The 12929-nt window shown below is 38.8% G+C and carries 13 protein-coding genes, 2 tRNA genes and 1 riboswitch; of the genes, 2 read left to right on the top strand and 13 right to left on the bottom strand.

Annotation, left to right across the window (positions count from 1 at the left end):
- Positions 1-13: 13 nt before the first annotated feature.
- Together FFM55_RS03190 and guaB are read right to left on the bottom strand one after the other, a co-directional pair.
- The gene (locus FFM55_RS03190) at positions 14-865 is read right to left on the bottom strand and encodes an IMP dehydrogenase (RefSeq protein WP_137600479.1); all 852 of its coding nucleotides are present in this window, start codon (positions 863-865) and stop codon (positions 14-16) included.
- On the bottom strand, positions 865-2016 hold the full coding sequence (guaB, locus tag FFM55_RS03195; RefSeq protein ID WP_042492989.1) for an IMP dehydrogenase: 1152 nt from the start codon (positions 2014-2016) through the stop codon (positions 865-867). The genes FFM55_RS03190 and guaB overlap by 1 nt, the downstream gene beginning before the upstream one ends.
- Before the next feature lie 75 nt (positions 2017-2091).
- Positions 2092-2195, bottom strand: a riboswitch (purine riboswitch).
- Between the two features lie 127 nt (positions 2196-2322).
- Between guaB and FFM55_RS03200 the strand changes: the two genes are divergently transcribed.
- Together FFM55_RS03200 and FFM55_RS03205 are read left to right on the top strand one after the other, a co-directional pair.
- A tRNA-Lys gene (locus FFM55_RS03200) sits at positions 2323-2395 on the top strand.
- Positions 2396-2495: 100 nt separating this feature from the next.
- Positions 2496-2568: transfer RNA gene (locus FFM55_RS03205), tRNA-Lys, on the top strand.
- Positions 2569-2645: 77 nt separating this feature from the next.
- On the opposite strand, the gene FFM55_RS03210 is transcribed toward FFM55_RS03205, so the two are convergent.
- The 11 genes from FFM55_RS03210 to glpK all read right to left on the bottom strand — a co-directional run bounded on the left by FFM55_RS03210 (position 2646) and on the right by glpK (position 12751).
- On the bottom strand, positions 2646-3101 hold the full coding sequence (locus tag FFM55_RS03210; RefSeq protein WP_042492991.1) for a hypothetical protein: 456 nt from the start codon (positions 3099-3101) through the stop codon (positions 2646-2648).
- Positions 3102-3194: 93 nt separating this feature from the next.
- The gene (gene rpsR / locus FFM55_RS03215; protein ID WP_042492992.1) at positions 3195-3437 is read right to left on the bottom strand and encodes a 30S ribosomal protein S18; all 243 of its coding nucleotides are present in this window, start codon (positions 3435-3437) and stop codon (positions 3195-3197) included.
- Between the two features lie 50 nt (positions 3438-3487).
- Positions 3488-4042 (bottom strand): single-stranded DNA-binding protein, encoded by a 555-nt coding sequence (gene ssb / locus FFM55_RS03220; protein WP_042492993.1) that lies wholly within the window; start codon positions 4040-4042, stop codon positions 3488-3490.
- 71 nt (positions 4043-4113) lie between these two features.
- Positions 4114-4413 carry a 30S ribosomal protein S6 gene (gene rpsF / locus FFM55_RS03225; RefSeq protein WP_042492995.1) on the bottom strand — a complete coding sequence of 100 codons (300 nt, stop codon included), beginning with the start codon at positions 4411-4413 and terminating at the stop codon, positions 4114-4116.
- Between the two features lie 129 nt (positions 4414-4542).
- Entirely contained in the window at positions 4543-5487 is a 945-nt protein-coding gene (locus tag FFM55_RS03230) for a nucleoside hydrolase (protein ID WP_137600480.1), read from the bottom strand.
- A 64-nt stretch (positions 5488-5551) separates the two neighbouring features.
- The gene (locus tag FFM55_RS03235) at positions 5552-6538 is read right to left on the bottom strand and encodes a ribose-phosphate diphosphokinase (RefSeq protein WP_042492997.1); all 987 of its coding nucleotides are present in this window, start codon (positions 6536-6538) and stop codon (positions 5552-5554) included.
- Positions 6539-6667: 129 nt separating this feature from the next.
- Positions 6668-8047 (bottom strand): bifunctional UDP-N-acetylglucosamine diphosphorylase/glucosamine-1-phosphate N-acetyltransferase GlmU, encoded by a 1380-nt coding sequence (gene glmU, locus FFM55_RS03240; RefSeq protein ID WP_042492998.1) that lies wholly within the window; start codon positions 8045-8047, stop codon positions 6668-6670.
- A 13-nt stretch (positions 8048-8060) separates the two neighbouring features.
- Complete coding sequence (purR, locus tag FFM55_RS03245) at positions 8061-8915, bottom strand: pur operon repressor (RefSeq protein WP_042492999.1); 855 nt, start codon at positions 8913-8915, stop codon at positions 8061-8063.
- Positions 8916-9070: 155 nt separating this feature from the next.
- Positions 9071-9541, bottom strand: a complete 471-nt coding sequence (locus tag FFM55_RS03250; RefSeq protein WP_137600481.1) for an 8-oxo-dGTP diphosphatase — start codon at positions 9539-9541, stop codon at positions 9071-9073.
- Between the two features lie 106 nt (positions 9542-9647).
- A complete protein-coding gene (gene zwf, locus FFM55_RS03255) occupies positions 9648-11114 on the bottom strand; it encodes a glucose-6-phosphate dehydrogenase (RefSeq protein ID WP_137600482.1) in 1467 nt (488 codons plus the stop codon).
- A gap of 125 nt (positions 11115-11239) precedes the next feature.
- Positions 11240-12751, bottom strand: coding sequence for a glycerol kinase GlpK (gene glpK / locus FFM55_RS03260; protein ID WP_042493003.1), 1512 nt, complete (start codon positions 12749-12751; stop codon positions 11240-11242).
- Between the last annotated feature and the right edge of the window lie 178 nt (positions 12752-12929).

Genomic DNA, 12929 nt, shown 5'->3' on the forward strand with positions numbered 1-12929 from the left:
GCATCTTTTAAATTTAACGTTGATGATAATTTGGTGCATCCCTCGTCAATTCAACGTCATGTGGATGACTTTCTGTTAAACCAGCAGCAGTAATTTGGACAAATTGTGCTTGGCGACGTAGTGTGGACACATCACCTGATCCGGTATACCCCATTCCCGAACGTAAACCACCACTAATTTGGAAAAGATTATCTGCAATCACATCAGTCATAATGGCGTCATCAACCATAACAGCTACAGCACCGGCCGCCAAAGCTTTCACAACATCGCCTGAATATTTTACATCTGATCCCAAAATAACGTTGCCATCATATTCAGCAGCTAATTGCGCAAACGACATTACTGTTGTAACAACATTTACTAATGATTTACCGTCTGCATTAGCTACAATAATAGTATCAGCACCAGCTGCTAAAGCACGTTTAGCGATAGCCAAATCATTAATTGGCCCAACCCATAATGGAACTGTTTGATTTGTCGCCTTAATCATTTCAATATTTTGTACCAAAGCATCTGTATCGTTCGTTACAACTAATTGAAGAACATCAGCACCAGCGTTAACTAATGCATTGGCATTTGTTGCATTATCCACAATAGCCCCCACTAAATAATGGGAATCTTTCGCTTTAACTGTGGCTATATTTTCAATGGTAGCCAATGCTGAAGGTAAGATAGCAAGTGCACCTTCTTGTGCAAATTCAATTGCTCGATTCACAGTTGTAAAGTTCGCTGATCCAATAACTGGAATAGCTAATTTCACTTGATCAGCTAGTTGCGTTTGAATATCAATTGTATTGGGCAATACATCTGAAGCACTAGGTACTAACAACACTTCATCTAACCCTAATCCACCTTGACTAATCATTATGCAAATGCCTCCTTTGTTGTGATAATACGCTTATTCTGTGTAACTTGTGCATAATCAACCATTGTTGTTGTATTCAATAATTGACCTTCATTAGCTGCTTGTGTAATTGATTTAAAACCAGCTTGCCCAATATTTTTTGCTACTGTTGCCATCATCGGCACAACAACGTCTAGCAACTCTCCTTTATAAGCTGTTCGTCCCTCAATACCTTCTGGAACCATCTTATTAGCTTCATTAACTTCACCTTGGAAGTAACGATCTTTTGACCCATTTTCCATAGCCGCAATTGAACCCATACCACGATAAGCTTTGTAACGTTGCCCTGTCTTTTCGTCAACAATGACCTCGCCTGGCGTTTCAAATGTACCAGCTAATACTGATCCTAGCATAATAGCATTACCACCAGCTAGAACTGCCTTGCTCATATCATCTGCCGTTTTAATACCACCATCGGCAATGATCGCTTTGTTATACTCATGCGCCGCTTCTTGAGCCGCTGCAATTGCTGAAATTTGCGGCACGCCAACACCAGCAACAACACGAGTTGTGCAAATTGAGCCAGGCCCAATACCAACTTTAGCAACATCGGCACCGGCATCATATAAAGCTTTTGCCCCTGCTTTAGTTGCCACATTACCAGCAATAATATTAATTTTAGGGAAGGCATTGCGTACCTCACTAATCTTACGCAAAACACCTTCTGAATGACCATGTGCTGAATCTAGCACAATTGCATCAGCTCCTGCTTCAACTAAAGCAGTCACACGATCAATCGTATCTGAAGTTACACCAACAGCACCAGCAACTAATAACCGATTATGCGCATCAACTGCTGCATTTGGCGCTGTTTTAAAATCAACGTGAATATCTTTTACAATTTTAATTTCAGCAGCTTGATCTTTGATCAGCATATTCTTGTGAATAACACCCAAACCACCAAAATTAGCCAAAGCAATCGCCATTGTTGATTCTGTTACCGTATCCATAGCAGCTGACAAAATTGGCTTATTTAACTTTAACGTTGGCGTCAATATAGTTTGCATCAATACTTCATCTTGTTTATTTTCCGTCTTGTCGATTGGTAACGTCACATCTTGAAACGTCAAACCCATTGGTACAAATTTATTAGCAATACTATAATTAGCCATCATTCCTCCATTTTTTTGTATAAAAAAAGCATTAGTAGAATAGTATAGAATCCTACGAATGCCCATTAACTCACGTATTTTAGAACATTTGTGGATTGTCGCCTATAACTTGGGTAGGCGGTAGAAACTTGTTAGCCCATTCATCTAACGATTAAATCTACAAAATATTTAAATATTTATTTATCAATTGATTTTACACGGGTTTTTAAAAAAAGCAACCCTCTATTTTATTACGAAAAAGCTTGCATAGTATTGATTTATATGATATATTAGTATTCGTTGTTGTGAGACAACACTTAATTTATTGGACAAGTAGCTCAGTTGGTAGAGCAACGGACTCTTAATCCGTGGGTCCAGGGTTCGAGCCCCTGCTTGTCCATCGATAATTAGTTTTGACTTTTTATCTAAAAACATCTTGTATGTTGATTTATTATGTGTTAATATTATATACGTTGTTATGAGACAACATATACTTTTTTGGACAAGTAGCTCAGTTGGTAGAGCAACGGACTCTTAATCCGTGGGTCCAGGGTTCGAGCCCCTGCTTGTCCACTACTTAAAAGAGAGTGATAATCATCACTCTCTTTTTTTGTGCTTTTTTTCATAAATGCCCCGTATACACACACGAATTATTTCGCATCTGTTACTTTTTGGTGGACATTGATTGTTGTTACAGCGACATCAATTAAATGTTCAATTTGATTTTCATTTGTCTCACCCGGAAATTGTGCTTGTAATTCATTTTCATACGTATCAAGGTAAGAATCTTCAAAAGCATCAACAGCATCATCAACTGATGTTTGTTTAATCAAATCCTGCTTTTGTTCCTTAATAAATTTGTTTAGATCATCATTTACTCGTTTCGTCACAGTATCTTGGGATGGTAAATCTACTGCAGAAGATGCTGACTGTGAATCGCTACTCGTCTGACTCTCAGCAAGAGAAGAAGCTTGCGTCCCACGGTAACTTGACTCATATTGACTCTCAGTCCTATCCCCTTGGTATTCTGTCCAATAATGAACACCTACACCACCAGCAAGTACGCCCAATACAAAAATTATAATATACAATAGAACCCTTTTCATAACCACCCTCCTTTATTGTTTATTTTATCTGATTTTATGAACAAAATACACAAAAAAGGCTATCACTATAAAGTGATAGCCTTTTTAAGCAAATTAGTCTTCTGCAACGAATGGCAAAAGTCCCATGATACGAGCACGCTTGATAGCTGTCGTAACTTTGCGTTGGTTCTTTGATGAAGTACCAGTCACACGACGAGGCAAAATCTTACCACGTTCTGAGATGAAACGCTCCAACAATTCAGTATCTTTGTAGTCCACATATTCAATGTGGTTGGCTGCGATGAAGTCAACCTTACGACGGCGACGAGGTCCGCCACCACGACGTTGTTGTGCCATGATTAAATTCCTCCTGATAGAATGTCTAAGACAATGTTGTCTTTAATAAATTAGAATGGTAGTTGGTCATCTGATATTTCAATCTCTTGGCCACCACCGAAAGGATCATTAGCTGATTGCGAACTAGCCGAGTTGTTGCCATTAAACACATTACCATTTGAAGCGGGTGCTCCAAATGGGTTTTGTGATGCCGAAGCATTATAGTTCCCTTGACTAGCTTGTTGGCCACCGCCAAAATTATTCGTATTATTTGAACCATTTTGGCTACGCCGCGCTTCACTTTCAGCACGACTTTCCAATAATGAAAAGTTTTCAACAACAACTTCCGTGACATAAACACGTTGGCCCTGTTGATTTTCATAATTACGTGTTTGAATCCGACCTTCGATACCAACTAATGAGCCTTTTGAAGTAAAGTTAGCAAAATTTTCTGCTGCTTTACGCCAAATAACCGCATTAATAAAATCAGTATCACGTTCACCATTGGCATTTGTAAATTGCCGATTAACAGCAAGCGAAAACGAAGCAACAGCAGAACCGTTAGTCGTATAGCGCAATTCAACATCACGCGTTAAACGACCAATCAAAACAACACGATTTATCATATGGAAAGCCTCCTTCCAAGGTTTTTACACCTAAACACCAAACTTATTAAATTAATAGGTAATTTCAAAAATTACTTAGCTGATGCTACTTCGCGCTTAACGACCATATGACGCAAGATATCTTCTGAAATCTTTGCTAAACGATCGAATTCGTTAATAGCTGCGTCATCTTCTGCAGTAAAGTTAACGATGTGGTATAGACCCTCACGGTAACCCGCAATTTCATATGCAAAGCGACGTGATGACCAGTCTTTTGACTCAGCCACCGTAGCACCATTATCTGACAAAATCTTGTCAAAACGCTCAACCAATGCCTTCTTATCGTCAGCATTCATGTCAGGGCGAATAATGTAAGTTAATTCGTATGCCATTATATATATTCCTCCTTTTGGTCTGTGGCCGACTACCTGCCGGCAAGGAGAGTCATCATTTATTTGATAACTCACAAACATTCATGATACACGACAATACACCTTTTTGCAAGCAATAACACCTTCGTATTAACTCAAAATAGCTAACGTGTAGTTCATAAAGCGTTCTAAATAAAACGGTTCGTCAACTGCAACTGCCGCAAAATTATTCTTGTGTGCCTGGCGCAAACGAGTCGGATCACCAATTGTACGACCATCATTAGTATCAACTATCATATTTAGTGGTAACAATGTGACTAATTTAGGATCAACTGCAACACCAACAGCTAAAGGATCATGTAACGCTGCACCAGCTTTATTGATATTCAAATTATCATAAGCATCAATATAAAAATCAAAAATATCAGCAAACACGCGTCCTTTTTCAGTCCCTAAATCACGCCATTGTTGGGTCTCTTTTTTGGTCAACAATGTTTGCAACGTCACATCTAAACCAACCATGACCAGATGCTTTGCATGTTTAAAAACATAGTCAGCTGCCGCTGGATCTTGATTAATATTCGCTTCTGTATAAGGCGTCACATTACCAGGCACTGTTAATGCACCACCCATTAATGTAACATTACCAATTAAATCGGCAATCGCCGAATCTTTTTGATATGCTGCTGCTAAATTAGTTAATGGTCCAGTTGGCACAACAACCAAATCAGCCGCATATTTGTGTGCTGATTCAATTAGAAAATCAACAGCTGTTTGTCCTGCCACATCTTGTTTTGGTTCAGGCAAAATAACATCCCCAATGGCATTATCTCCATGAATATCCTTTGATACCTGCATTGTCTCAAAATCAGTTGTTGTCGACGAATGACTAGCACCCAAGAATACCGGCACCTTATCCTCACCCAATAATTCTAATAATTTTAATGTGTTTTGAGCAGCCGTTTGCATTTGTGTATTACCAAATGAGGTCACCACTCCAATCAAATCAGCATCCGGTGTTGCCAAAGCATATGCAAGTGCCAATGCGTCATCAACACCAGTATCTAAGTCCAAAATCATTTTCTTTTTTGCCATTATTTTCCCCTTATGATAAAAAATCGTTGCTCTAAACTATGCTAGAACAACGATATGCTTTTTCTTAATCAGTCGTGCGATGGAAGCGACTCTTAAACAATGGTGAAACAGGCCTATTTTCATTAATACGCTTAATTGTTTCACCGATCAGTTCAGCTGTTGAAACTTGAACTAACTTAGAGAAGTGCTTTTCTTCAGGCAAACTAATTGAGTCTGTCACGATAACTTTCTCAAAAACAGAATTTTGCAAATTCTCAACAGCTTTACCTGAGAATACTGCATGAGTTGCCACAACATAAACTTCTGAAGCGCCCTCATCTTTTAGCTTTTGCGCACCTTGTGTAATAGTGCCACCAGTATCAATCATGTCATCGATCATAATTGCACGCTTACCCTTAACATCACCAATGACGTTCATAATACGTGCGACATTAGCCTTAGGACGACGCTTATCAATAATCGCAATTGGTTCGTGTGAACCCAATAGTTCTGCTAGAGCACGTGCACGCGTAACCCCACCATGATCTGGTGAAACAACAACCGTATTATCATCTGCAATACCCGTTGTAATTAAGTAATCAGCTAGCAAAGGGGCACCCATCATATGATCAACAGGAATATCAAAGAATCCTTGAATTTGTGATGCGTGTAAATCAAGTGCCAACACACGTGTTGCACCGACCATTTGTAACATATTAGCAACTAATTTTGCTGAAATTGGCTCGCGAGAACGCGCCTTACGATCTTGACGTGCATAGCCATAATAAGGCATAACAACATTAATTGAACGCGCACTTGCACGACGCAATGCATCAATCATAATAAGTAGTTCCATTAAACTATCATTAACTGGTGCTGAAGTCGGTTGGATAACATATACATTATCGCCACGGACAGACTCCTCAATGTTAATTTGAATTTCCCCGTCACTAAACCGAGAGATATTTATTTCCGATAGTTCCACACCAATAGAAGTGGCAATCTTTTCCGCTAATGGGCGATTGCTACTCAACGAAAAAATTTTCAAATGTGGATCCGAATAAGTTGACATGCTTTCCTCCATAGACACATTCAAATGTGTGCTCAAGTCTTTAATAATTTTATTGTACAGTTTTTTACCTTAATCTTCAATCCATTATTATCGACCAAACTATCTAATAAGACCCCAAAGCACTTACGATTAGTTAAACTTATTAAACAAAGGTGTCCGTTGCCAAAAATCTTTTTTAATTGTTTGGCGTGCACGTCCGATGCCCATTGCATGCATTGGAATGTCATCTGTAATAATTGAGCCGGCTGCCACAAATGATTCAGTCGCAATTTCAACCGGACTAATAATTTTTGAACCAGAACCAATAAATGCGCGATCACCAACATTTGAGTGCCACTTATTTTTACCATCATAATTAACAAAAACCGTGCCAGCGCCAATATTAACATCTTTACCGACCGTCGCATCCCCAAGGTATGACAAATGCCCCATCTTTGAACGCTCACCCAAAACGGCCTTCTTTACTTCAACGAAGTTACCGGCATGTGCTTGACGAGCTAAATAAGCAGCTGGACGCAAATGTGCATACGGACCAACAGTTGCATCTTCACGAACCTCGGCTTCTTCCAAATGACTGCTATCAATTTGGGCACCATCAGCAACAATCGAATCAATAATCTTGGTGCCAGACGTTAACACAACACCCTGACCAATTTTTGTTTTTCCCTTTAAGTAAACATTTGGTTCAATCAATGTATCACGTCCAATTTCCACATCGACGTCAATATATGTATTCATTGGATCAATCAGTGTTACACCCGCACGCATATGCGCTTCATTAACTCGTTGACGCATAATTTCATTTGCCTTCGCTAATGCAACTCGGTCATTAACACCCATCGATTCACCAAAATCACTAATTTGGAAAGCCCCAACAGTATGCCCTGATTCACGTAAAATTTCTAACGTATCTGGTAGATAATACTCACCTTGCGCATTATCATTATTGACATGCTGCAAGCTTTCAAAGAGTAGTTGGTTATCAAATACATAAACACCAGTATTGATTTCATCAACTTTCTTTTCATCATCATCGGCATCTTTTTGTTCAACAATCCGCAAGACATTGCCTTGTTCATCACGAATAATTCGACCATACCCTGTTGGGTCAGGTGCTTTAGCAGTCAAAACAGTGACAGCATTATTTGATTGTTCATGATAACTATACAATTCTTCATACGTTGTTGTTGTAAACATTGGTGCATCACCAGATGCAATCAAGGTCATGCCTTTTTTATCAGCTAATAACGGGGCTGCCATTTTAATCGCATGTCCTGTTCCGAGTTGTTCTGCTTGTACAGCAAATTCAGAAGTTTCTTTTAGAACCTCCTCTACTTGTTGTGCACCATTACCAACTACCGTAACAATTTTGCCAACATTAGCACGCTTTACTGTGTCAACTACCAACTGTACCATCGGTTTTCCACCGACTTCATGTAAAACTTTTGGTCGGGTTGACTTCATTCGCGTACCTTTTCCAGCTGCCAAAACAATGACAAATCTCTCCATGATTCCCACCCTTTTATTTAACTTTATTTTCTAAATTCTCTTCAAAATTAGCATAAATTTCATCTGCATAATTACCTGCAGTAACACTAATAATGCCATCATCCTTATTCGTATCAACATGGATCAATGATGTATAATCATCAATCACACGGTGTGCCACGCGACCTTCAGCAACCACAGCCGCACCAACAACTTGGCCTTCAAATTCTTTAACTAGCGAAGCCATACCACGAATTGTACCGCCGGCCTTCATAAAATCATCCACAATTAACACACGTGAACCCATAGGTAATGAACGTCGTGATAATTCCAGCTTTTCTAAACGTTGTGATTGACCAGTTACATAGTTAACCGACATTGTAGGTCCTTCAGTGACTTTTGTGTCATTACGGACAATAACAAAAGGCACATTTAGTTGCGCTGCAACTGCTTGTGCAACAGGTACACCCTTTGTTGCAGCAGTCATAACTGCATCAATTGGCTCACGCAAGTATTGCGTTGCAATCAAGCGCCCGATTCGCTGCAAAAACCATGGTTGACCTAAAATATCTGATAGATAGACATAGCCCCCAGGCAATACCCGAGTTTCATCGTCGATTGCATTAACTAATGAAGCCACAAAATCTTTGGCATCAGCTTGCGTCATATAAGGTGTAAAACGAGCCCCGCCAGCAGCGCCTGGAATTGTCTCCAATAAACCAATGCCGCGCTCTTGGAAAGTACGCTTTAAAATTGTTAAATCTTCTGAAATGGAAGATTTAGCACTTTCATATTCTTCTGAAAAATGTGTTAGTGATACTAATGTACGTGGTCGTTCTAATAAATAACGAGTCATATCTACTAGACGATCGCTTCGGCGTGTTTTCATAATTTTATAACCTCGAACGTTCGGTAATTTTTAATTTAATACTGGCATTATAACACATTTGTTCATCTTAAGTTTTAAAAATGACAGCAAACACGAATTCAGCAACTATTTTAAACTTCGAAACCCGCTTTTATCGGACGTTCGTTTTTTGATTTTTATTGCCAGGCAATATGTTGTTCCACCCCGTTAACAATCGTATGCAGTGCCAGTTCATTAATATTTGCATCATCAAATACTGGCAACATTTCCGCAAATGTATTTGGCAAATGATACTGACCATGTAATAATTTTTCACGTGTTGTCCAAAAAATGTCACCTTCACGACTCGCATGAATTTCGCCAGTATAAGAGGTCGCTTTATACAAAAACACAATGTAACGTGCCCCGTTCGCCAATGGCCATTCTTTAATGCCCTTCAATTGTGGCTCTACAATGGTCAGACCCGTTTCTTCATAAGCTTCGCGGTAAACTGATTGTGTCACCGTTTCTCCTACTTCAATATGTCCACCAGGAAACGTCACGCCTGCCCAATTGGGATTTTGTCGATTTTCAACTAAAATCTCTTGCGTTACAGGATTTTCAATCATAATCATATTTGTTAATTCAATTTCCGTATATCTAGCCATACCAATGCCTTTCTCATTAACAAAAATAAACCTTCGCAATTTACCAGCAAGCTAGCATGTATCACGAAGGTTTATTTTGTTTATCAATTTTATAATTATTTAAATATTAACCTTTAAAGACCCATTCATTATCATCTTTAGCTAATAACTCATCAGATGCAGCTGGACCCATTGAACCTGAAACATAATTAGGGAATTGTTCCTTCTTCGCATCCCAAGCAGCTTGAATAGCGTCAACAAAACGCCATGCAGTACCAACACCATTCCAATCAGCGAAGTTTGAACCATCACCATTCATAGCATCATGGATCATTCGTTCATAAGGCTCTGGTGTAACGGCCTTATCTTCGTCTGATACTTGCCATGCCAAATCAATTGTACGTGTATCAAAGGCTGACTTAATATCCTTGGCGTTAATCTTAAATTCAATACCACCCTTAGGATCAATCAAAATTGATAGCACCGGATTTGCTAATGAAATATCATCACCAAAGATATTCAAACCCTTCTTAAAGACAACATCAACACGCGTTGACTTGGCAGCTAAACGCTTTCCTGAACGAATGTAGAAAGGTACACCTTCCCAACGTGGCATATCAAATTGCAATTTTCCTGCCACAAACGTATTATTTTGTGAATCAGCAGGAACATCCATTTCATCCAAGTATTTCTTTTGAGATCCATCAGCAGATTCACCGTATTGTCCACGAACGAAGTTTTGTGCAACTTCTTCAGCTGAATTATAAATCTTCAAAGAATCAAATGCTGCGTTCTTGGCAGCACGAATTTCCTTATCAGTAAATGATGCTGGCTTTTCCATTGCTAACCAACCGATTACTTGCATCGTGTGGTTTTGAATCATATCACGTAAAGCACCAGCTGTATCGTAATATCCAGCACGTTCTTCTACACCCAAGACTTCTGACAACGTTACTTGAATGTTTTCGATGTAGTCTTTATTCCAAGCTGCATCAAATAATGGATTACCAAAACGAACAGCTGCAATATTTTGAACCATTTCCTTACCTAAGTAGTGGTCAATACGATAAATTTGATTTTCATCAAAAGCTTCTGATAATTCATTTTGCAATTTTTCAGCAGTTTCATATGATGAACCGAATGGCTTTTCAATCATCAAACGGTTGAATTCACCATTTTTAGTAATTAAACCTTCTGAATTCAAATATTGCGCTACAGTACCAAAGAAGCGAGGCGCAACTGACATATAAAAAATACGGTTACCCTTCAAATCATATTGCGCGTCTAACTTATTATTCAAAGCAAGCATATCAGCATAACCAGACTGGTCAGTGATATCTTGTTGAATATAGTAAAAGTGTTCAATAAATGCTTCGGCGTTTGCCTTATCTTCCGTAAAATCAGCAATAGATGTACGAACAACTTCACGGAATTCATCATTCGTCATATCTTGACGAGCAGTTCCAATAATTGCAAAATGCTCTTGCAAAAATCCCTTCTTAAAAAGGTTGTAAGTAGATGGATATAGCTTACGCTTAGCTAAATCTCCTGTTCCACCAAAAAACGTCAACAATGTTGTAATTTCTTTAGGCACGATGGATGCTCCTTTGCTAGTTAGTTCATTAAAATGGTCGTTTAATAAGTTCGTTACTATATTCACCATTTAATTATAAACTTTTTATCATCTTTTTTCTATCATAATGTGAAACGCTTACTTATTTAAATTTCTCCAAAATATTGGGTCGCTTTAATCGCTGATTGCCAGCCCTTGTGCAAACGTTGTCTTTGTTCTTTTGGTAACTGTGGCTCAAAATGCCGACCTGCTTGTACATATTGCTCTAAGTCTGACAAATCACGCCAATAACCAACTGCTAATCCTGCAAGAAAGGCCGCTCCCATTGGGGTTGCGTCTTCATCTAATGAACGTTCAATTGCAACATGAGCAATATCAGCCTGGAATTGCATCAAATATGGATTACGTGATACAGAACCATCCGCCTTCATTGTTGCTAACGTATAACCCGAGTCCTTTTTCATAATATCTAAGATATCCGCTGTTTGATACGCGATTGATTGCAACGTTGCCTTAACAAAATCAGCCTTATTAGTCCCTCTAGTCATACCAAATACAGTTCCTTGTACATGTGGGTCCCAATATGGTGCACCCAAACCATTAAAAGCAGGGACAACGTAAACTTCGTTATGATTTTTAGAATCTTCGGCTAACATCCATGCGTCTAATTGTGTATCAATCATATCTAGTCGCTCATGCAACCACTGAATAGCAGTTCCTGCTGAAAAAATAGATCCTTCTAAAGCATAAACTGGTTGATCTTCAACTTGATAAGCAATCGTTGTTACCAAACGATTATTTGAAACAACTGGCTGTTCACCAGTATTCATAATCATAAATGCTCCTGCACCATAAGTGTTTTTAACCATCCCTTTTTCCAAGGCTAACTGACCCACCATTGAGGCATTTTGATCACCAATCACACTAGCAATTGGTACACGGCCACCAAAAAATGTCATTGGGCTGGTATGACCGATGACTTCACTACTTTTATGCACTTGTGGCAACATTGCTGCTGGAATATTGAATAATGCTAATAACTCTTCATCCCATTTTTGTGTATGAATGTTGTACAACATTGTTCGAGCTGCATTAGTTGCATCCGTTGCATGCACTGCACCATCTGTTAATTGCCATGTTAACCAGGTATCTACCGTTCCAAACAACAAATCACCACGTTGCGCTGCAGCTTGTGCATCAGGTACATTATCTAGCATCCAACGAATTTTAGTAGCTGAAAAATAGGCACTAATTGGTAATCCTGTTTTTTGGCGGATTAATTCTGTTTTTTGTTCATCATCTGCAATTTTTTGTGCAATTGCTTGTGATTGTGTTGACGACCAACTAATAGCATTATAAATCGGTTGACCAGTATGACGATTCCATACAATGGCCGTCTCACGCTGATTTGCAATGCCTAACGCTTTGATTTCGTCACCACGAATACCTGCATTAATCAATGCATCTGCGATGGCAGTTTGCGTTGCATGCCAAATATCCAAAGGTTGTTGTTCTAACCAACCTGGTTGTGGTGCTATTAACGTCATTGGAATCGATGCTGATGTCACACGGCGAGCATTGTGATTAAAAACGATGGCCCGTGTCCCTGTCGTCCCTTGATCAATCGCTAAAATGTATTCTGGTTTCTTAATCGCCATCTTCTATTCCCCAATAATTCTATATAAATTTGAAACTTATCTTTTTTAAGTATACCAACTCCTTTGATTTATGCTAAACTTTTCTCGTTAATAAAAACGGACAAACACATTAAAAATGTGTTCGATGCCAGATATAATTTAAATGATATCTGGCATCAAATTTTAGTTTAAATAAAAC

Origin of the sequence: Weissella sagaensis, from assembly GCF_005405285.1 — a bacterium.
GTDB lineage: Bacteria > Bacillota > Bacilli > Lactobacillales > Lactobacillaceae > Weissella > Weissella sagaensis.